The 21,844-nt window shown below is 55.0% G+C and carries 17 protein-coding genes and 5 tRNA genes; 2 read left to right on the plus strand and 20 right to left on the minus strand.

Features of this window, described 5'->3' with window-relative positions; translation table 11 throughout:
• Nucleotides 1–47: 47 nt before the first annotated feature.
• The 20 genes from rpoC to ACWJJK_RS21595 form a co-directional block, all read right to left on the minus strand.
• Nucleotides 48–4,241 carry a DNA-directed RNA polymerase subunit beta' gene (gene rpoC / locus ACWJJK_RS21500; protein WP_086133772.1) on the minus strand — a complete coding sequence of 1,398 codons (4,194 nt, stop codon included), beginning with the start codon at nt 4,239–4,241 and terminating at the stop codon, nt 48–50.
• An 80-nt stretch (nt 4,242–4,321) separates the two neighbouring features.
• Complete coding sequence (gene rpoB / locus ACWJJK_RS21505; protein ID WP_434131680.1) at nt 4,322–8,398, minus strand: DNA-directed RNA polymerase subunit beta; 4,077 nt, start codon at nt 8,396–8,398, stop codon at nt 4,322–4,324.
• Between the two features lie 266 nt (nt 8,399–8,664).
• Nucleotides 8,665–9,039 (minus strand): 50S ribosomal protein L7/L12, encoded by a 375-nt coding sequence (gene rplL / locus ACWJJK_RS21510; RefSeq protein ID WP_077731946.1) that lies wholly within the window; start codon nt 9,037–9,039, stop codon nt 8,665–8,667.
• Between the two features lie 33 nt (nt 9,040–9,072).
• A complete protein-coding gene (gene rplJ / locus ACWJJK_RS21515) occupies nt 9,073–9,600 on the minus strand; it encodes a 50S ribosomal protein L10 (protein ID WP_077731947.1) in 528 nt (175 codons plus the stop codon).
• A 205-nt stretch (nt 9,601–9,805) separates the two neighbouring features.
• A complete protein-coding gene (gene rplA / locus ACWJJK_RS21520; RefSeq protein WP_086133753.1) occupies nt 9,806–10,501 on the minus strand; it encodes a 50S ribosomal protein L1 in 696 nt (231 codons plus the stop codon).
• The gene (gene rplK, locus ACWJJK_RS21525) at nt 10,501–10,932 is read right to left on the minus strand and encodes a 50S ribosomal protein L11 (protein WP_077731949.1); all 432 of its coding nucleotides are present in this window, start codon (nt 10,930–10,932) and stop codon (nt 10,501–10,503) included. The genes rplA and rplK overlap by 1 nt, the downstream gene beginning before the upstream one ends.
• Before the next feature lie 94 nt (nt 10,933–11,026).
• Entirely contained in the window at nt 11,027–11,560 is a 534-nt protein-coding gene (gene nusG, locus ACWJJK_RS21530; protein ID WP_077731950.1) for a transcription termination/antitermination protein NusG, read from the minus strand.
• A 1-nt stretch (nt 11,561) separates the two neighbouring features.
• Entirely contained in the window at nt 11,562–11,939 is a 378-nt protein-coding gene (gene secE / locus ACWJJK_RS21535; protein WP_077731951.1) for a preprotein translocase subunit SecE, read from the minus strand.
• Nucleotides 11,940–11,983: 44 nt separating this feature from the next.
• Nucleotides 11,984–12,059: transfer RNA gene (locus ACWJJK_RS21540), tRNA-Trp, on the minus strand.
• Between the two features lie 57 nt (nt 12,060–12,116).
• A complete protein-coding gene (tuf, locus tag ACWJJK_RS21545; protein ID WP_434110961.1) occupies nt 12,117–13,307 on the minus strand; it encodes an elongation factor Tu in 1,191 nt (396 codons plus the stop codon).
• A gap of 40 nt (nt 13,308–13,347) precedes the next feature.
• Nucleotides 13,348–13,423 (minus strand) — tRNA-Thr (locus ACWJJK_RS21550).
• 24 nt (nt 13,424–13,447) lie between these two features.
• Nucleotides 13,448–13,521, minus strand: a tRNA-Gly gene (locus ACWJJK_RS21555).
• A 20-nt stretch (nt 13,522–13,541) separates the two neighbouring features.
• Nucleotides 13,542–13,626: transfer RNA gene (locus ACWJJK_RS21560), tRNA-Tyr, on the minus strand.
• A 48-nt stretch (nt 13,627–13,674) separates the two neighbouring features.
• Nucleotides 13,675–14,271 carry an aminoacyl-tRNA hydrolase gene (gene pth / locus ACWJJK_RS21565; RefSeq protein ID WP_156881173.1) on the minus strand — a complete coding sequence of 199 codons (597 nt, stop codon included), beginning with the start codon at nt 14,269–14,271 and terminating at the stop codon, nt 13,675–13,677.
• 37 nt (nt 14,272–14,308) lie between these two features.
• The gene (locus ACWJJK_RS21570) at nt 14,309–14,917 is read right to left on the minus strand and encodes a 50S ribosomal protein L25/general stress protein Ctc (protein WP_454128469.1); all 609 of its coding nucleotides are present in this window, start codon (nt 14,915–14,917) and stop codon (nt 14,309–14,311) included.
• A gap of 43 nt (nt 14,918–14,960) precedes the next feature.
• Entirely contained in the window at nt 14,961–15,914 is a 954-nt protein-coding gene (locus tag ACWJJK_RS21575) for a ribose-phosphate diphosphokinase (protein ID WP_077732582.1), read from the minus strand.
• A gap of 41 nt (nt 15,915–15,955) precedes the next feature.
• A tRNA-Gln gene (locus ACWJJK_RS21580) sits at nt 15,956–16,030 on the minus strand.
• 22 nt (nt 16,031–16,052) lie between these two features.
• The gene (ispE, locus tag ACWJJK_RS21585) at nt 16,053–16,904 is read right to left on the minus strand and encodes a 4-(cytidine 5'-diphospho)-2-C-methyl-D-erythritol kinase (protein WP_434110958.1); all 852 of its coding nucleotides are present in this window, start codon (nt 16,902–16,904) and stop codon (nt 16,053–16,055) included.
• Nucleotides 16,905–16,907: 3 nt separating this feature from the next.
• Nucleotides 16,908–17,495, minus strand: coding sequence for a lipoprotein insertase outer membrane protein LolB (gene lolB / locus ACWJJK_RS21590; protein ID WP_168175540.1), 588 nt, complete (start codon nt 17,493–17,495; stop codon nt 16,908–16,910).
• A 22-nt stretch (nt 17,496–17,517) separates the two neighbouring features.
• Nucleotides 17,518–19,242, minus strand: coding sequence for a tetratricopeptide repeat protein (locus tag ACWJJK_RS21595; protein WP_240502656.1), 1,725 nt, complete (start codon nt 19,240–19,242; stop codon nt 17,518–17,520).
• Between the two features lie 249 nt (nt 19,243–19,491).
• On the opposite strand from ACWJJK_RS21595, the gene hemA reads away from it, so the two are divergent.
• The gene (gene hemA, locus ACWJJK_RS21600; RefSeq protein ID WP_086133756.1) at nt 19,492–20,754 is read left to right on the plus strand and encodes a glutamyl-tRNA reductase; all 1,263 of its coding nucleotides are present in this window, start codon (nt 19,492–19,494) and stop codon (nt 20,752–20,754) included.
• A gap of 3 nt (nt 20,755–20,757) precedes the next feature.
• The gene (gene prfA / locus ACWJJK_RS21605) at nt 20,758–21,840 is read left to right on the plus strand and encodes a peptide chain release factor 1 (RefSeq protein WP_347257452.1); all 1,083 of its coding nucleotides are present in this window, start codon (nt 20,758–20,760) and stop codon (nt 21,838–21,840) included.
• Nucleotides 21,841–21,844: the final 4 nt, after the last annotated feature.

The raw sequence follows: 21,844 nt of genomic DNA on the forward strand, positions 1-21,844 counted from the left end.
AACGGCAAGCCGATTTTGAGAGATCGGCCCGCCGTTTGGATGCCGTCCTACATGCTCAGCGCTTGTTTCAAGGCTTCTTCTACGTCACCCGCATCGATCGTTGCTGCCGCTTCGACTTCCTCGCCCTCCGCGAGCTTCGCCCGGCGTTTGCGATCGAGATGGTAGGCCAATCCCGTTCCGGCGGGAATCAAGCGACCAACGATAACGTTTTCCTTCAGCCCGAGGAGCTTGTCGCTCAAACCGCGAATCGCGGCTTCCGTCAGCACACGAGTAGTCTCTTGGAAAGAGGCGGCGGAAATAAACGACTCGGTAGACAACGAGGCTTTTGTAATACCCAAGAGAACCGGCTCGTAGCACGCCGGAATCTTGCCTTCGGCCTCGGCCTTATCGTTCTCCTCCAGCACCCGCGCACGATCGGCTTGCTCACCCTTGAGGAAAATGGTGTCGCCGGGGTCCGTAATTTCAACCTTTCTCAGCATCTGGCGAATGATAACCTCGATGTGCTTATCGTTGATCTTCACGCCTTGCAGCCGGTAGACGTCCTGGATTTCCTTCACCAAATAAGATGCCAATTCGGCCACCCCACGAAGCCGGAGGATGTCGTGAGGCGTCAGATCGCCCTCGGCTATCGTTTCACCTTGTTCCACATGCTCGCCCTCGAACACCGTGATGTGACGCCATTTCGGGATGAGCACTTCATGCTGGTGGCCGTGGGCATCGGTAATAATGATGCGACGCTTGCCTTTCGTCTCCTTGCCGAAGCTGACGGTGCCGGTAGCCTCCGCCAAAATTGCCGGATCTTTCGTCTTACGGGCTTCGAAAAGATCGGCAACTCGAGGTAGACCACCGGTAATGTCGCGAGTCTTACTGGACTCTTGAGGAATCCTCGCCAAGACGTCACCGACCTGCACCAAATCGCCGTCGTGAATACCGATGATGGCACCGGCCGGCAGAAAATATTGGGCCGCGATTTCCGTAGAGGGAATCCGAATGTCGTTCCCTTGCTCATCGACCAGCTTGACCATCGGCCGCAAATCCTTGCCCGCGCCACCTCTCTGCTTGGGATCGATGACCACCATGGAGCTCAAGCCCGTCACTTCGTCCGATTGCTCGCGAACCGTGACGCCCTCAATGAAATCGACCAGCTTGGCGTAACCCTTAACTTCGGTAACAACCGGGTGGGTATGCGGATCCCAGTTCACCACGACCTGACCGGCCCTGACCGGACTGCCCTCGCGTACCGACAAAACGGCACCGTAAGGGATCTTGTAGCGCTCACGCTCACGGCCGTGTTCGTCGATCACGCTGACTTCACCCGACCGCGAGACGGCGACCAGGTTGCCGTCCTTGTTGACGACCGTCTTCAGATTAGTCAGCTTAATCGTACCCGCGGATTTCACTTCCACGTTGCTAATGGCTGCCGACCGGGATGCCGCACCGCCGATGTGGAAGGTGCGCATGGTCAGCTGGGTGCCGGGTTCGCCGATCGACTGAGCCGCGATAACCCCAATCGCCTCGCCGCTATTGACCTTGTGGCCACGCCCCAGATCGCGTCCGTAACACGTAGCGCAAACGCCGTAGCGGGTTCTGCAGCTGATGACCGACCGTACGCGCACGTTGTCGACGCTATGGGCTTCCAGCACATTCACGGCGTGTTCATCCAGGATCGAGCCGGCGGTCAGGATCAACTCCTGAGTGGACGGATCTCTGACGTCCTCGGCCAATGCCCGTCCGAGCACCCGCTCAGCCAGAGGCTCGACCACATCGCCGCCCTCGATCAAGGGCGCCATGAGCAAACCGTCATTGGTGCCGCAATCGTCTTCGGTGATGACCAAATCCTGGGCCACATCCACAAGCCGGCGCGTGAGATAACCCGAGTTCGCGGTCTTGAGCGCGGTATCAGCGAGACCTTTACGAGCGCCGTGAGTCGAGATGAAGTATTGAAGAACGTCCAATCCTTCCCGGAAGTTGGCGGTAATGGGCGTTTCGATGATCGACCCGTCCGGTTTCGCCATAAGGCCGCGCATACCGGACAACTGGCGAATCTGCGCCGCGGAACCACGGGCACCGGAATCGGCCATCATAAAGATCGAGTTGAAGGACTTCTGCTCGGCGGTTTGTCCATCGGGCATCTCGACTTTTTCCGTACCCAGTCCTTCCATCATAACCTTAGCGACTTGGTCGTTCGCATGCGACCAGATATCGACGACTTTGTTGTAGCGCTCGCCGTCGGTCACCAAACCCGAAGCATACTGATTCTGGATCTCCTTAACTTCCAGTTCTGCGGCCCGGATAATTTCTTCCTTCCGAGTCGGGATAGCCATGTCGTCGACACCGAAAGACATGCCGGCGCGGGTCGCGTGAGAAAAGCCCAGATACATCAACTGATCGGCAAAGACAACCGTGGCTTTGATGCCCAAAGTGCGATAGCAGTAGTTGATCAGTCTGGAGATCGCCTTCTTGGTCATATCCTGGTTGATCATCTCGAACGGGATTCCCTCCGGCACGATGGTCCAAATCAGCGCGCGCCCCACAATGGTTTCAACCCGCTTAAACGCGGTCGTTCTTTCGCCGTTCTCCCCGACAATGGTTTCATGGATCCGAACATGCACGCGGGCATGGAGATCGACTGACTTGGTTTGAAACGCTCGCTGAACTTCGGCCACGTCCGCGAAAAACATGCCGGTTCCCTTGGCATCGATTCTTTCGCGGCTCATGTAATAGAGCCCTAACACCACGTCCTGGGTAGGATTGATGATCGGCTCGCCGTTGGCCGGCGACAGAATGTTGTTCGTCGCCATCATCAGCGTGCGAGCTTCCAACTGCGCCTCCAGAGAAAGCGGAACGTGAACCGCCATCTGGTCGCCGTCGAAGTCGGCATTGAAGGCCGTGCAGACCAAGGGGTGCAACTGGATCGCCTTACCCTCGATCAGGATCGGCTCGAAAGCCTGGATGCCGAGCCTGTGCAGCGTAGGCGCACGGTTCAGCAAGACCGGATGCTCGCGGATCACCTCGTCGAGAATATCCCAAACTTCCGCGCTTTCTTTTTCCACCATTTTCTTGGCGGCCTTGATCGTGGTCGCAAGCCCGCGGAACTGAAGTTTGCTGAAGATGAACGGCTTGAACAATTCGAGAGCCATCTTCTTCGGCAAGCCGCACTGGTGCAACTTCAAGGTAGGACCGACAACGATCACCGAACGGCCGGAATAGTCCACGCGCTTTCCGAGCAGGTTCTGACGGAATCGCCCCTGCTTGCCTTTGATCATATCGGCTAGCGATTTGAGCGGCCGCTTGTTCGAGCCGGTTATGGCGCGTCCGCGACGGCCGTTATCGAGCAAGGCGTCGACAGCTTCCTGCAGCATGCGTTTTTCATTGCGCACGATGATGTCCGGCGCATTGAGATCCAACAGCCGCTTCAGGCGATTGTTGCGATTGATCACGCGGCGGTATAGGTCGTTCAAGTCCGAGGTGGCGAAACGGCCGCCATCGAGCGGAACCAGAGGACGCAATTCCGGCGGCAATACCGGCAAAACGGTCAGAATCATCCACTCGGGACGATTGTTGGACGAAATCAGCGATTCGATCGCCTTGAGGCGCTTGGTGTGTTTCTTGATCTTCGTTTCGGAATTGGTCGAATCGATCTCTTCCCGCAGCGTGGCTACTTCCGCGTTGAGATCCATGGTCTTCAGCATCTCATAGATCGCTTCGGCACCCATTTTCGCGACGAATTCATCGCCGTGCGTCTGTACCGCCTGCTGATATTCCTCTTCGGTCAAGAGCTGGCCGCGCGTGAGCGGGGTCATGCCATGATCGATAACGACATACGATTCGAAATAGAGCACCCGCTCGATTTCGCGCAGGGTCATGTCGAGCAGCAACGCGATTCGAGACGGCAGCGATTTGAGAAACCAGATATGCGCGACAGGGCTGGCCAGTTCGATATGGCCCATGCGCTCCCGACGGACTTTGGACAGAGTCACTTCGACGCCGCATTTTTCGCAAATGACGCCGCGATGCTTCAGGCGTTTGTATTTGCCGCAAAGACATTCGTAGTCGCTGACCGGGCCGAAAATTTTTGCGCAGAACAAACCGTCGCGTTCCGGCTTAAAAGTACGGTAGTTGATCGTTTCGGGCTTCTTCACTTCTCCGTAAGACCAGGACCGAATCATATCGGGCGAAGCAAGACTGATGCGGATGCTATCGAATTCTTCCGCCTGGTTTTGACGCTTTAAGAAGTTAATGAGATCTTTCACAGACGTTCTCCTAAATTCGGTTCTGCCGATCCGGACCTTTAGACGGTCCGGATCATGCGTCTAGCGTATTAGTCCTGTTCCAACTCGATGTTGATGCCCAGGGATCGAATCTCTTTGATCAACACGTTGAACGACTCGGGCATGGCCGCCTCCATGCGATGGTCACCATCGACTATGTTCTTGTAGATCTTGGTACGCCCGGTGACGTCGTCCGATTTGACCGTGAGCATTTCCTGAAGGGTATAGGCTGCGCCATAAGCTTCCAGCGCCCAGACTTCCATCTCCCCGAAGCGCTGACCGCCGAACTGGGCCTTGCCACCCAAAGGTTGCTGCGTAACCAGACTGTACGGTCCGGTGGAACGGGCATGCATCTTATCGTCGACCAGATGGTTAAGCTTGAGCATGTACATATAGCCGACGGTGACGGCCCGATCGAAGATTTCGCCGGTACGCCCGTCCGTTAGCCGCGTTTGACCGCTTTCCGGTAGATCCGCCAAGCGCAACATGGTCTTGATATCGTCCTCGGTGGCGCCGTCGAAAACCGGCGTAGCCATGGGCACCCCTCCCCTGAGGTTGGAGGCGAGTTCAAGAATCTCGTTATCGGACAACAGGTCTAAATCTTCGTTCTTGCCACTGCAGTTATAGACTTCCTTCAAGAACTGGCGCGTTTCCTCGATCTTGGCCTTGGCTTCCAGCATCTTGCCGATCTTGAGCCCCAACCCTTTGGCAGCCCAGCCAAGATGGGTTTCCAATACCTGACCGACATTCATACGCGAAGGCACGCCTAGCGGGTTGAGCACGATGTCAACTGGAGTTCCGTCCGCAAGATAAGGCATATCCTCGACGGGGACGATCTGAGAAATAACACCCTTGTTACCGTGGCGTCCCGCCATCTTGTCACCCGGCTGGATGCGACGCTTGACGGCCAGATAGACCTTGACCATCTTCAAGACCCCGGGCGGCAAATCATCGCCCATGGCGATCTTTTTCTTTTTTTCCTCCAGCCGCTTGTTCATTTCCTCGCGCTGCTGAGCGATCTGCTCGGCGATGGCTTCGAGTTGAACGTTCAAGTCTTCGTCTTGTAGGCGAATCTCCAGCCACTGGGACTGTTTGAGTCCCTCCAGATACTCGCGGGTGATTACCTCTCCGGAGCGCAGCCTGTTCGGGCCCGATTCGGCCAGCTTGCCCAGCAGCATCTGCTCCACACGCTGGTAAAAGTCCTTTTCGATGATCCGCAACTGGTCGTTCAGGTCCTTCTTGACCCGGTCGATTTCCGCCTGCTCGATCTGCTTCGCCCGATCGTCCTTTTTGACGCCGTCACGAGTGAACACTTGGACGTCAATGACAGTGCCGTCCATGCCGGAGGGCACGCGCAGAGATGTGTCTTTCACATCCGACGCCTTCTCGCCGAATATGGCCCGGAGCAGTTTTTCTTCAGGGGTCAGCTGGGTTTCGCCTTTGGGCGTGACCTTCCCCACCAGAATATCGCCCGCCTTTACCTCGGCCCCGATATAAACGATCCCGGACTCATCCAGCTTGGCCAGCGCGGCTTCGCCGACATTCGGAATATCGGCAGTGATTTCTTCCGGTCCGAGTTTAGTATCGCGAGCGACGCAAGTTTTTTCCTCGATATGGATGGTCGTGAAGCGGTCGTCCTGCACCACTCGTTCGGAAATCAGGATAGAGTCCTCGAAATTGCATCCATTCCAGGGCATGAACGCCACCAGAAGGTTCTGACCCAAGGCTAGTTCACCCATGTCGGTGGACGGTCCGTCTGCGAGGATGTCGCCCTTCGCGACGCTGTCACCCAGTTTTACTAGGGGCTTTTGATTGATACAGGTGTTCTGGTTCGACCGCGTGTACTTGGTCAGGTTGTAGATATCGACGCCCGGTACGCCTGCTTCGGTTTCGTCGTCGTTCACACGCACGACGATACGTCCGGCGTCCACGAACTCCACCGTCCCGCCACGCTTGGCGATAACCGTTACCCCGGAATCTCTGGCTACGATGCGCTCCATGCCCGTGCCGACCAAGGGCTTCTCGGTCCGCAGTGTCGGTACGGCCTGGCGCTGCATGTTGGATCCCATCAATGCCCGGTTGGCGTCGTCATGCTCCAGGAACGGGATCAGCGATGCCGCGACCGACACGATCTGGCGTGACGACACGTCCATGTAATTGATTTGATCGGCCGATGCAAGGGTAAACTCGTCTTTGTGCCGGCAAGAAACCAGGTCATCGATCAGTCGACCATTTTCATCCACCTTGGCGCTGGCCTGAGCAATGAAATACTTGCCCTCTTCAATCGCGGAAAGATATTCGATTTCGTCGGTGACGATGCCGTCGATCACCTTACGGTATGGCGTTTCGAGAAATCCGTATTCATTGGTACGCGCATAAACCGCCAATGAATTGATCAGACCGATATTGGGTCCTTCCGGCGTTTCGATGGGACAAACGCGCCCGTAGTGGGTCGTATGGACGTCTCGCACCTCGAAACCCGCACGCTCCCTAGCGAGGCCGCCCGGTCCCAAGGCCGAAACACGGCGCTTGTGGGTCACCTCGGACAACGGATTGTTCTGGTCCATGAACTGAGATAACTGGCTCGAGCCGAAGAACTCCTTGATCGATGCCGCGACCGGTTTGGCATTGATGATTTCCTGCGGCATCAGGTTCTCGGCATCCGCCAGGGACAGGCGCTCCTTGACGGCGCGCTCGACGCGGACCAGACCCAGCCGGAACTGATTCTCCACCATTTCGCCAACGGACCGTACACGGCGGTTGCCCAGATGGTCGATATCGTCGACCGTGCCTATGCCGTTACGAATATTGATGAGTTCCCTGAGGACATCAATTATGTCTTCTTTCGTCAGTACGCCCGGTCCGGTAATCTCCGAACGCCCGAGGCGGCGATTGAACTTCATCCGACCGACCGCCGACAGATCATAGCGGTCCGGGGAGAAGAAAAGATTGTCGAACAGCGTCTGCGCGGCTTCTTTGGCTGGCGGCTCACCGGGCCGCATCATGCGGTAGATTTCCACCAGCGCATCGAGCTGAGTCTCGGTCGTGTCGATCCGCATGGCGTTCGCCATGTACGGGCCGCGGTCGAGGTCGTTGATGTAAAGCGTGTCGATGGCCTCGATGCCGGCCGCAATGATGCGGCTCAATAGGTCCTCCGTGATCTCGTCGTTCACCTTGGCCACCAACTCTCCTGTACTCGGGACGATCACATTATGAGCGAGAATTTTGCCATAGAGGTAATCCCGCGGCACGTCCAATTGCTTCAGCCCCGCTTTATCCATCTGCCGGATGTGCCGAGCCGTGATCCGATGCCCCTTTTCTACAATCATCTGACCATCGGCCTTGATGTCGAAACTGGCGATGTCGCCACGCAAACGTTCGGGAATCAAATCAAGCAGAATGCCTTCTTTGATAAACGAGAAGCGATTGGTCTCGAAAAACAGTTTTATGATCTGCTCGTTATCGTAACCTAGGGCCCGCAAAAGAACTGTGGCGGGCAGCTTTCGCCGACGGTCTATTCGTACGTAGACACAGTCCTTGTGATCGAACTCGAAGTCCAGCCAGGATCCCCGATAGGGAATGATCCGCGCATTGAACAGAAGCTTCCCGGATGAGTGGGTTTTTCCGCGATCATGATCGAAGAACACGCCGGGCGAACGATGCAGCTGCGAGACAATCACGCGCTCCGTTCCATTGACAACGAAAGTCCCCGTGTCCGTCATCAGCGGGATTTCGCCCATGTAAATTTCCTGCTCTTTGATATCCTTCACGACCTTGGCACTGGCAGGCGCCTCACGGTCATAGATCACCAAACGCACCAGCACACGCAAGGGGGCCGCGTAATTCGCGCCCCGCTGCTGACATTCTTTGACATCGAACGTGGGCTCGCCCAAGGAGTAATTTACGTATTCGAGAATGGCATGCCCAGTATGGCTCTCGATCGGAAAAACTGATCTTAACGCGGCATGCAGACCCTCATCGACACGCTTGCTGGGAAGAACGTCAGCCTGCAGAAATCTCTTGTATGAATCGACTTGGGTTGCTAAAAGATAAGGGACTTCAAGTACGTCACGACGCTTGCCAAAGCTGTTACGAATGCGTTTTTTTTCGGTGAAAGAATAGGCCATAGTGGTTCCTTACCTTAAATGTTCAAACGAAATTACCACGATGTCTAAAAGGAAATTAGAAGACTCGGATGACCACTTGCGGATTAGAATTAGACATAGGACAGTAGAAGTAATTCGGCCGGGGACTCGATTGCACTGTACGCCTCAACTGCTCTCCGCTAGGACGAGCCATACACGTTTACGAAAGATCGTCGCAAGCGCCGAAAGGCCGGCAGCCATCAGCTGCCAGCCTTATAAAGGTCGACTTAGGTCAGACGGAGCAACAATTATTTAATTTCAACCGCAGCGCCGGCTTCGACCAATTGTTTCTTGATATCTTCGGCCTCTTGCTTGCTCACGCCTTCCTTGACCGTCGAAGGAACACCTTCGACCAGATCCTTAGCCTCCTTCAGACCCAAACCGGTGATCGCGCGAATCACTTTGATGACGTTCACTTTGTTATCGCCGAAGCCGGTCATAACAACATCGAACTCGGTCTTTTCTTCAGCCGCCGGTGCAGCCGATGCTGCCGGTGCCGCTACAGCTACCGCAGCCGCGGCGGAAACGCCGAATTTCTCTTCCATGGCGGAAATCAAATCCACTACTTCCATCACCGTCATGTTGGCAATGGTTTCTAAAATATCTTCTTTAGATACAGCCATCGAAATACTCCAAAATAAATCTTCTAACCTTGCTTACGCTGCCTGCTTTTGATCGCGCACCGCTGCCACCGTCCGAACCAGCTTGGCATGAGGCTCCGCCAGGGTTCTGACGAACTTCTCGATCGGCGCTTTCATTACGCCCATCAACATGGCCAAAGCTTGTTCTTTGTTCGGTAGCTTGGATAGCCGTTCGATCTCCGAGGCGCCATACAGCTTTCCACCCACAGCAACCAACTTCACTGCCAGTTTTTCATGCTGCTTCGAAAAGTCGTAGACCACGCGAGCCGCGGAACCTGGATCTTCAATCGAAAATGCCAAGATCAACGGCCCGACCAACCCTTCTTGCATGCACGCAAACTCGGTGCCTTCCACGGCCCGACGGGCGAGGGTGTTTTTGATAACCCTCAGATACACACCCGATTCGCGCGCAACCTTACGAAGGTTGGTCAGTTCAGAAACGGTTAACCCGCGATACTCTGCAGCTACTGCAGAGTGCGCTTGAGCGGCAATAGCAGCGACTTCTGCGACGACGGCTTTCTTGTCATCCAGTCTTAGCGCCACCTTTTACCTCCAATAGTAGTCTGAACAGTTGGGAACCATTCAGAGCCAAAAAACATCCAGAATCAGGATGCCCCTAAAAACGGCTCCTTTCACCGATCACGGATTCAGTACACCGTCTGCGCAGGCTTTATCGATTAAGCGCACCAGGCGCGCCTGCGGTCTTTGACGGTTACCGGCGGTGCCGGCAACCCAAAGTCTGTCTTACTTATGCCGCCAGACTACCATGATCGACCTGCAATCCAGGCCCCATGGTGGATGACACGGTAATTTTCTTCAGATAGACGCCCTTCGATGTGGAGGGCTTCGCCTTCTTAAGGTCGGATAGCAGCGCCTCGAGATTCTCCTTCAGCGCCACCGCCTCAAAGTTCACTTTGCCGATGGTGCAATGAATAATGCCTTTCTTGTCGGTTCGATAACGAACTTGTCCCGCCTTGGCGTTCTTGACCGCCCCTGCCACATCCGGAGTTACCGTGCCGACTTTGGGGTTGGGCATCAGGCCGCGCGGACCGAGAATCTGACCTAACTGCCCCACCACGCGCATTGCGTCCGGCGAAGCAATGACAACATCGAAATTGAGTTCACCTGCCTTGACTTGAGCGGCGAGGTCGTCCATACCGACGATATCCGCACCAGCCTCTCTCGCCGCGTCGGCGTTAGCGCCTTGCGCAAACACGGCGACACGAACGGATTTTCCGGTACCATGGGGCAGCACGGTCGCACCACGAACCGCCTGATCCGACTTTCTCGGGTCAACACCGAGATTTACGCTTACATCGACCGCCTCGACAAACTTGACTGTCGAAAGCTCTTTCAAGACAGCGAAGGCCTCGTCGGCAGCGTATATTTTTCCAGGCTGGAGCTTTTCTTTGATCGATTTAGCGCGCTTACTCAACCTCGCCATTACACACCCTCCACATTCAGGCCCATGCTACGCGCACTGCCCGCTATAGTACGGATCGCTGCATCCATATCGGCCGCAGTCAGGTCAGGCGATTTCAAGGTGGCGATTTCCGCCAACTGCTCGCGAGTAACGGTTCCCACTTTGTTTGTATTCGGGTTGCTGCTACCCTTAGCCAAACCGATCGCTTTTTTCAGCAAAACCGAGGCCGGAGGCGTTTTCGTGATGAATGTAAAGCTACGATCGCTATATACCGTGATAACAACGGGCAGAGGCAATCCCTTTTCGACACCTTGCGTGTGAGCATTGAATGCCTTGCAAAACTCCATGATATTTACACCGCGCTGGCCGAGCGCCGGCCCGACGGGAGGACTGGGATTTGCTTCACCGGCCTTGACCTGAAGCTTAATATATGCGGTTATTTTCTTTGCCATTATTTACTCCTGATGGGTGATAACGCTTTAAAGCTCCCCATGCCCGCAACATACTGCCTACGCTCGCCGCGGGAAATTATGAACAACAGTAGGATTATGCTTTTTCGACCTGACCGAAATCGAGCTCAACCGGCGTTGAACGCCCGAAAATCAAAACCGACACACGGAGTTTGTTTTTCTCGTAATTGACTTCTTCCACCACGCCATTGAAGTCCTTAAAAGGACCCTCAACTACTCGGACAACCTCACCAACCTCGAAAAGCACCTTTGGCTTTGGTTTCGTTGCGCCTTCTTCGACCCGACTCAAGATGGCCTCGGCCTCCCGATCCGAGATCGGCGCCGGCCGATCCGATGTTCCGCCGATAAAACCAAGAACTCGCGGAACCTCTTTAACGAGATGCCAGGTTTCGTCGTTTAGCTCCATCTGAACCAGAACGTATCCCGGAAAAAACTTGCGCTCGCTTTTCCTTTGCTGCCCCATACGCATCTCAACAACCTCTTCTGTAGGGACAAGAATCTTCCCAAAGAAGCGTTCCAAGCCCGACCGCTTAATTCGCTCTTCCAGAGAACGCTTTACTTGATTCTCGAAATTGGAGTACGCATGCACTACGTACCAACGCAATGCCATGCTATGCCCCCTGCCCGGTCAGTTGGCTAATTACCCAGAACAGGAACATATCTAGCAGCCACAGCATTAAGCCGACAAGGAAAACCAAGGCCATAACGATTAATGTTGCCTGCACCGTTTCTTGGCGCGTCGGCCACACCACCTTTCTAACCTCAACCCTCGCCTCTTTCAGAAAACCCCAAAAGCTCTTTCCGAGCGAGGTCGTTAAAATCATTGCAACCGAGGCTATCGACAAGCCGACGACACCGAGCACTCGGTACAATAAAGACTGCTGAGAGAAGTAGTAAAAACCGACTACTCCAGCAATCAACAAACCGATTGCGAGCACGAGCTTCGCCGTGTCGATGACCGAAGAACCTGACTCTGCTCGAGCAGCCATGAACACCCTAACCAAAATTAAAAGCGATTACTTTGCAGCAGAGATGGCAGGCCAGGAGGGACTCGAACCCCCAACCTGCGGTTTTGGAGACCGCTGCTCTGCCAATTGAGCTACTGACCTATATACCCTGCCGACTTGACAAGTCGCCCGCGCGGTAACGCGCAGAACCCGCGACTTCTACTCCAACACCTTGGACACGACACCGGCCCCGACGGTCCGGCCGCCTTCGCGTACCGCAAAGCGCAAGCCTTCCTCCATCGCGATCGGCGCGATCAATTTCACCGTGATCTTGACGTTGTCCCCCGGCATGACCATCTCCACCCCTTCCGGCAACTCCACCGCCCCCGTCACATCCGTCGTCCGGAAGTAGAACTGCGGCCGATAGCCATTGAAGAACGGGGTATGACGCCCACCCTCTTCCTTGGACAACACGTAAATCTCCGCTTCAAAATGGGTGTGCGGGGTAATCGTGTTCGGCGCCGCCAACACTTGACCACGCTCCACATCTTCCCGCTTGGTGCCGCGCAGCAACACCCCAACGTTATCGCCCGCCACCCCTTCGTCCAGGAGCTTCCGGAACATCTCGACACCGGTGCAGGTAGTCTTGGTGGTCTCACGCAGACCAACAATGGAAATCTCGTCCCCAACCTTGACCTTGCCGCGCTCGATCCGCCCCGTCACCACCGTGCCGCGCCCCGAAATCGAGAACACGTCTTCGATCGGCATCAGGAACGGCTTCTCAATGTCGCGCTTCGGCTCCGGAATATACGCATCGAGCGCATCCACCAGCTTCAAAATCGCCGGCACACCGATCTCGCCCTGATCCCCTTCCAGCGCCTTCAGCGCCGAGCCACGCACGATCGGAGTGTCGTCTCCGGGGAAATCGTACTTGGACAGCAGCTCGCGCACTTCCATCTCGACCAATTCGAGCAGCTCGGGATCATCCACCATATCGGCCTTGTTCAGAAAGACCACGATATAGGGCACCCCAACCTGACGCGCCAACAGGATGTGCTCACGGGTCTGCGGCATCGGACCATCCGCGGCCGAGCACACTAGAATGGCACCATCCATCTGCGCCGCACCGGTAATCATGTTCTTGACGTAGTCGGCGTGACCGGGGCAGTCGACGTGCGCATAGTGTCGCGTGGGGGATTCATATTCCACGTGCGCCGTCGCGATCGTAATGCCGCGCGCCCGCTCTTCCGGCGCCGCATCGATCTGATCGTATGCCTTGAATTCGCCACCAAAGCGCTCCGCACCCACCTTGGTCAGAGCCGCCGTCAGGGTCGTCTTGCCATGGTCAACGTGACCAATCGTCCCGACGTTCACATGCGGCTTTGTGCGCGTAAACTTTTCTTTGGACATCCGCCAATACCCCTTAATCTGATAACCGATACATTCAAACTGGAGCCCATAACCGGACTTGAACCGGTGACCTCTTCCTTACCAAGGAAGTGCTCTACCGACTGAGCTATATGGGCAAGAAACCTGACGCCCTTTTTTGCTGGAGCGGGTGATGGGAATCGAACCCACGCCATCAGCTTGGAAGGCTGAGGTTCTACCATTGAACTACACCCGCGCGCAAAATCCTAAATCTAATGGTGGAGGGGGAAGGATTCGAACCTTCGAAGGCAGAGCCGTCAGATTTACAGTCTGATCCCTTTGACCGCTCGGGAACCCCTCCAAGGGTTAAGATGTGAATTATTCGGCATTCGATTGTCGGTGTCAATATTCAAGACGCGCCAATTCTTGAATCGTTATGCAGACAGCTTGTTACAGCGCCGAGATCCCCCTGCAAGATCGCGGGAAACAGCTCGATCACTCGAGAAATTGCGCGATCTATTGATTCGCGCTCGTCACTACCCGGCTTGCCGAGCACATAAGGTACGACATCGTCGCGATTACCGGGGTGACCGATGCCAATGCGTATACGACAAAACCCAGCCGCCCCCAACTTATCGATTAGATCCCTCAAACCGTTATGCCCCCCGTGCCCACCGCCGCATTTCAGTCGAGCGACACCGGGAGCAAAATCGAGCTCATCGTGAGCCACCAATATCTGCTCGACACCGATCTTATAATATCGAGCCAGCGCCGCGACCGATTGCCCACTACGGTTCATGAACGTCATCGGCTTTAGGAGCAGAACGCTTTCGTCTTCGAGTTCCGGCGTCGCGACCAATCCCTCGAAACGCCGATCCTCCCTAAACGGAACGCCATACGAAGATGCGAGCTCATCCACAAACCAAAACCCGGCGTTATGCCGGGTTTTTTCATATTTGGTCGTCGGATTCCCTAAACCGACAACCAGCCGGAATCGAATAGACAAAAGCCCCTCCCGGCCATTTTGTCAGCAATGAACCAGCCTATTCAGCCGGACTCTCCGACGATTCAGCAACCTTCCCGGACTGAATCGCCGCGACCGGCAAATCGTGCTCCGGTCCATGAGCGAGAGCGAGAATTTCAACTCCTTCAGGCACCTTCAAATCCGAGAGATGGACCGACTGCCCCACATCAACATGCGCCAGATCAACCTCTATGTATTCGGGTAGCTGGTCCGGTGTACAAGCGACCTCCACGTCGACCAAGTTGTGGGTTACTACCCCGCCCTTTTTCACGCCAACCGAGATATCCTGATTGACGAAATGCAAAGGCACATGAACGCGAATCTTCTCTCCCCGGCTTACACGCTGAAAATCCATATGCATGATAATCGGCTTACTCGGATGCCTCTGCAAACCCTTCAGGATCGCCCGCTCCTCTCGGCCACCGACCTTAACAGTCAGAACATGGGAATAAACGGCCTCGCTCTCCAGACTCTTCACGACCTTATTGTGCTCCAGCACCAAGCCAATCGGGTCGGCGTTACCGCCGTACAAAACCGCCGGAACCTTGCCAGCCCGACGCAGCCGCCGCGCATCACCTTTACCGGTATTCGTTCTCAATTCAGCATCAAAGACAAAACTGCCTACCATCTTTCTCTCCAAAATACTCTTAGCAGTGAGTTAAAAAATTGGATCAATCTACATAAAGCGAACTGACCGACTCGCCGACCGCGATACGGCGTATCGTCTCCGCCAACATCTCAGCGACGCTCAACTGCCGGATCTTTTTACATTGCTGAGCATCCCGACGCAGCGGAATCGTATCCGTCACAACCAACTCATCGAGCACCGAATCTTCGATATTTTCTATCGCCCGCCCGGACAACACAGGGTGAGTACAATACGCCACTACTCGCCGCGCACCATGGTCCTTTAATGCGCCGGCCGCCCGGCACAAGGTTCCGGCCGTGTCCACCAGGTCATCGACCATGATACAGGTGCGCCCTTCGACATCGCCGATGATATTCATCACTTTAGCCTCATTCGGCCTCGGACGACGCTTGTCGATGATCGCCAAATCGGCATCGTCGAGACGTTTGGCCAATGCCCGCGCCCTTACCACCCCACCCACATCGGGGGAAACAACAATCAGATTCTGATATTTCTGCCGCCAAACATCGCCCAATAAAATTGGCGACGCGTAGACGTTATCCACAGGAACATCAAAAAAACCTTGAATCTGATCGGCATGGAGATCCACGGTCAACACCCGATCCGCTCCGGCCGCACAAATCATCTTGGCAACCAGCTTTGCCGTGATAGGAACGCGGGCCGACCTGATCCGTCGGTCTTGGCGCGCATAGCCGTAGTAAGGAATCACTGCCGTAATCACGGACGCCGACGACCGACGAAAAGCGTCGATCATGACTAGCAATTCCATGATATTTTCATTGATTGGCGCGCAGGTGGGCTGAATCAGAAAAACCTCCCGCCCACGGACATTTTCCTCGATCTCGACTGCTATTTCGCCGTCAATGAATCTTCCAATGGTTGCCATCCCCAAGCGCATGTTCAGCTTGCGTACAATGCCTTCGGCCAAGGCAGGATTGGCATTCCCGGAAAACACCATAAACGAGGCGTCTGTCATTCAAGACACTCCAAAGTCGAGACGTCGAGTCGAAATTACTATGGCTGGGGCGCCAGGATTCGAACCTGGGAATGCCGGGATCAAAACCCGGTGCCTTACCGCTTGGCTACGCCCCAATAATGTTGTTGACGGCCCTATTCAGACCAGCTTCAGCGCCTGATGGAGAGCCGACCGATTCCGTCCTCGCGCGACAAACACCGACCACTCGCTCTCTAATGTCATGGCCGCCGCCCGCGCATCAGCTTCATCAGAAAATGCGGCAAACACGCAGGCCCCGGTACCGGTAAGTCTGGCGGGCGCAAAACGCCCCAAACTGCTCAAGGCAACTCCAACTTCCGGGTAGAATTCCGAAACCACAGGCAAACAATGGTTTTCCTGCTGCCCCGCAAGAAAGTCCGCTATTTTGATCGGTTTGTTATTTCGTGTCAAACCGGGCGCCGAAAAAATTTGCGCGGTCGCCACATGGCAGCTAGGCACCACGACGACATACCAAGGCTCCGGCAGCTCCAATGGAGTCAACACCTCCCCAACCCCCTCGGCCCAGGTCGAACAACCATTGACAAAAACCGGAACGTCAGCGCCCAACTGCAGACCCAACACCATCAGATCCTGCAAAGACAAGCCTGTCCGCCATAAGGCATTCAACCCAAGCAGCGCTGTTGCGGCATCCGAGCTTCCGCCCCCAAGCCCACCTCCCATGGGCAGATTTTTCTCAATTTCAATCTCGACTCCGTATTCAACATCGGTTACGCGACGCAGGAGTTGCGCAGCCCTTACCGTGAGATCCTGCTCTTCCGGCACACCGGGGAGCGGGCTCAACAGCCGAATGCGGCCATCGGAGCGACGGCGCAGCGTAATCCAGTCGCAACGATCGATGAATTGAAATACGGTTTGGAGCAAGTGGTAACCATCGTCTCGCCGGCCCACTATTCTCAGCATTAGATTAAGCTTGGCCGGTGCTGGCAGACGAAGCACTTCCGCGTCCATCATGCACTACCCCTTAACACGCCAGCTATCCGCTATTAGTTTGAGCCTAACATCTGGCCCTTGAATCGCGATCTTCTGCGGCATAACCCGGCCCCCCACATTCATATAATTTTGGAACTGGAGCGTCCAACCCGATTGCCTAAACCCCAGCAAGGAACCGGACTCCCCATAAACAGGGGTATGCGTTTCGTTCGGATCGGGCAACCCCACAATCCAGTACCGCAAGCTCGACAATGGCACGGCAAACCCCAGCCGGTCCTTTAACATGGCATCGGGATCGCGGGACAACTCCGTAACCCCATCGCCTTCGTTAACGTAAATCAGGTCTTTTTGCAGAATGATAGAAACCATGCCCTGGCTAAAAGGCCCCGACACTCGCAAGCGATCCTGCTCCGCATCGTGCTCCCAGAACAGATTAGCCTGCCAGGCATCGTTCGCGGTTTGCACGCCAATCCGCCCCTCCAGCTGCCAGACTTTTAAGTCATAATTTTTCTCTTCGGCCTTTGGGGCTAGAGCAGGACGAGGCGGCTCCTTTTTGAAAACAGCGCAACCGGTCAGCGACGCGACCAACACAAAAACAAGGAATCTAAACAAAATTAGGCCTTTCTAACACCCGCTATTTGAAGGCTTCCCGATACTTGATCTTAATTTTTTTCATGTCCTCATGGCCTGGATCCTTCTTGAGCGCCTCTTTCCATATCTTTTTGGCTTCTTGATGTCGACCGGACTCCCACAACACCTCCCCCAAATGTGCCGCTATCTCAGGATCACTGACCGACTCATAAGCGCGCCGCAGATAATCGAGTGCCGAATCGTAGTTTCCCAAACGGTATTGCAGCCAACCGTAACTATCCAGGATAGCCGGATCATCTGGCTTCAGCTCTATTGCCCGATCGAGATACCGCTTTGCTTCATCCAATCGGTCGCCGCGATCGGCCAGGGTGTAACCCAAGGCATTAAGCGCGTTGGCATCGTCTGGATTCTTTTCCAATACTGCACGCAGGTCCGCCTCTAACACCTCGACACGGTCTAGCTGTTCGGCAACCAAAGCGCGGGAGTAAAGCAACTCCATCTGGCCCGGCATTTCTTCCAACGCCTCCGTCAGCAAATCAAACGCTGCCTCATAGTCCTTAGTTTTGGACAAGAGCTCTGCCTCCAGCAGGTAGAGCCGCAACGCCTCATTCGGAAATTCTTTGCGCACGTCAACTAAACGCTGCCGAGCGTCGGCCATACGGCCGAGATTAATCAACGCGGTAATTGAATTAACCTTAGCGTCGAATTCCAATGGCCCGGACCCAACTTTGTCGAACCGCTCCAGCGCATTTTGCAGGCGATTCTGGCGCGCTTCGATCAACCCCAAATAGAAATAGGCCTGTCCCCGCCACTTGGGTACGGTCGTTAGATCGGAAAACTCTTTCCTCGCCTTCTCGTCTTGCCCCGCCTCCATCAACAATGTCGCAAGGCCGAAACGCGCATCATGGTTATCCGGATCCTTCTCCAAAATACGAGTCAGCTCTTTCTCCGCCCCTCGAAAATCTCCAGCTTTCGCCAAAAATTGGGAATAGATCAGGCGCAAACGGACATTATTGGGATCGCTCCTCAGCGCCTTCTGAACCGTAGCCCTCGCCGCCTCGGAGTCACCCATCTGAGACATGACTTGGGCCTGCAATAGGCGAGCCCTATTCCAATCAGGGTGCAGAGCCAGCGCTTTTTCTGCTTCCTGCAGGGCTAACTGATACTCACCCCGGCTGCTGGCCAAAAGCGCATACGCGAAGTGAATCTCGGCCATACTCGGAAATTCTGTGACCAAGCGCTGCATTACTTTCGCCCCATCTTCCTTCGGAACCTCCGAATCCAGCCACTTGACCAATTCGATCAATGCATTTTCCAGGTCTACGTCGGGCAGGGTCAGTAGCGCCCTCAATTGATCCAGAGCCTTATCAGTTTGCCCGGCTTTCAGAAGCAACAAAGCCGCAACACGACGCGCCGAGGCATTTCCCGGATCTCGTTCGCTCCACAATGTAGCCGCTGTTAGAGCTTTTTCTGTATTCTTAAGATAGAGCCCGATTTGTGTTGCTCGCTCTGCAACCTGAGCATCTTGGGTAAGCTTGGCTGCTTCCAAATAATTGTTCAGAGCAATCTCGTACTGCCCGCGCTGGCCGGCCAATTCTGCCGACAATAACAAGTAGACGACTTCCGAATGCTGATTAAGCTCTTGGACATCTGCTTGACGGACCCCTTCCAAGGACTCGTCAGTATGAGGCCGCGATGGATTAATACCCGCGCATCCCGATAGCCCAATAGCACCGACACACGCCAAACAGACCAATCGTTTCAACACTGACGAAATTCCTAAGCCGAAGTTAATAAAAGAACCTTGGATAGTATTGACAACGCTTTTCTCCCTTCATCCGAAGCAGCATCGCGAAAATGTCCCGAGCTTTCGATTAAAGCGGGGTAGACTGACTTATAAGCCGGCGAGATTGTACGCTGTCCGTAACATGCAACAATAGACCCGAACCAACGGTATTTGGCTGCATTTGAGGTTTTTCTTAGAATTATATTTGGAAAGTCTCAGAAATTTGAGCTCATGAGCATTTTAACCTTAGGGTTGAATCACAACACAGCACCGATTTTGATCAGAGAACGCCTGGTCTTTCCGGCCGAACGAATCAAATGTGCCTTGCAGGATCTGATTCAATTACCCCAAATTGGCGAAGCCGCGATTCTATCCACGTGCAACCGAACGGAATTGTACTGTGGCGTCGAAACCGATGATCAAAACATTCTGATCGACTGGATCGCTCAAGAGCAGAGTCTTCAACGGGAAGATTTTCAACCGTATCTCTATGTCCACACCGACGGTGAGACGATCCGTCACATGTTTCGCGTCGCCTGCGGGTTGGATTCGATGATACTGGGAGAGCCGCAGATTCTCGGACAGATGAAATCGGCCTACCAAGCCGCAGCCGAAGCCGGAACTCTCGGCAAAACCTTGAGCAAACTGTTTCAGCACACCTTCACCGCCGCCAAGAAGGTACGAACCGACACCGCGATAGGTTCCAGCCCGGTTTCGGTTGCCTTTGCCGCGGTGCGCCTAGCACAACGAATTTTCGACGATCTTTCCGAACAGGCTGCCATACTGATCGGCGCCGGAGAAACGATCGAACTGACAGCCCGCCATCTGGCCGAAAGCAAAATCGGCCATCTGATAATCGCCAACCGCACCTACGACAAAGCACACACTTTGGCCACCCAGTTCAACGGGTTTGCCATCTCATTGGCCGAATTGCCGAAGCATTTGGCCAAGGCCGACATCGTCGTTTCATCCACCGCCAGCCAATTGCCGATTTTGGGTAAAGGCGGCGTCGAGAGCGCCCTCAAAGCCCGCAAGCATAAGCCGATGTTCATGGTGGATTTGGCCGTGCCTCGCGACATCGAACCGGAAGTCGCCCAACTGAGGGACGTTTATCTCTATACCGTCGACGACCTGCGGAACACCATCGAAGAAAACCTGAAATCGCGCCAGGAAGCAGCCAAGAAGGCCGAAGAAATTATCGACACCGAAGTGGAGCATTTTTTGGGCTGGTTGCGCGCTCAGGGTGCGACCTCCACCATCCGCGACTTCCGCAGCCACGCCGAAACGATCCGAGCCGAAGCCTTACATCGAGCAAAACAGGCATTACGATGCGGTAAATCTCCCGAAGAGGCGCTGGATCTTTTGGCGAATCTGCTCACCAATAAATTGATTCACATACCCAGCGTCCAAATCAAGCAAGCGGGCATCCATGAACGGCACGATCTGATTGCCGCCGCCCGAGAACTTTTTCAACTCAAAAACAGCTCTTCTTAATACGTGAAACCATCCATTCGCCAAAAACTCGATCATCTTGCCCAGCGATTCGAAGAAATTACCGCCCTCCTTGCCGAACCGTCGATTCAGAACGATCAAGACCGCTTCCGTGCCCTGAGCCGCGAGTACGCTCAACTCAATCCGTTGGTCGGCTGTTTCAACAAGTATCTCGGTGCAATCGAAGATCTTTCCTACGCGCAGAGTCTGCTCGACGACAGAGACCCGCAGGTGCGTAGCCTCGCCAAGGAAGAACTGGCCGATGCCGAGGGCAGAAAGGAAGCCTTGGAAAAGGAGCTGCAAATCCTTTTGCTGCCCAGGGATCCAAACGACGAACGCAATATCTTTCTGGAAATCCGGGCCGGCACCGGTGGTGCCGAGGCCGCACTGTTCTCCGGCGATTTATACCGCATGTACAGCCGCTATGCCGAGCAAAAGGGATGGAAGGCGGAGGTGATCAGCGAAAGCGAGGGCGAACACGGTGGCTACAAAGAAATCATCGTCCGCATCAGCGGTCAGGACGTTTATTCACGCCTCAAATTCGAGGCCGGCACCCATCGTGTACAACGCGTGCCGGAAACAGAGGCCCAGGGCCGTATTCACACTTCGGCCTGCACGGTCGCGGTACTGGCCGAGGCCGACGAAATCGACGTCGACATCAGCCCGGCCGATCTTAGAGTCGATACCTACCGCGCATCGGGCGCCGGCGGCCAGCACGTCAACCGGACCGATTCGGCGGTGCGCATTACCCATATACCCACCGGGATTGTCGTGGAATGCCAGGACGAGCGCTCTCAACACAAGAACCGCGCTCGCGCCATGTCTTTGCTGAAATCGCGCATCCTCTCCGCCGAACAGGAAAAACAGAGCGCCGAAATCGCCGCCTCACGTAAACTGCAAGTCGGCAGCGGCGACCGTTCGGAACGCATACGTACGTACAACTTTCCCCAGGGCCGACTCACCGACCATCGCATCAACCTGACTCTTTATCGGCTCGAAGCCATCATGGAGGGCGATCTCGACCCGGTAATCGATCCCTTGATCAATGAGCACCAAGCCGAATTGCTGGCGCAACTGGCCCAGGACTAATGCA

Source organism: Methylocaldum gracile (assembly GCF_053646815.1).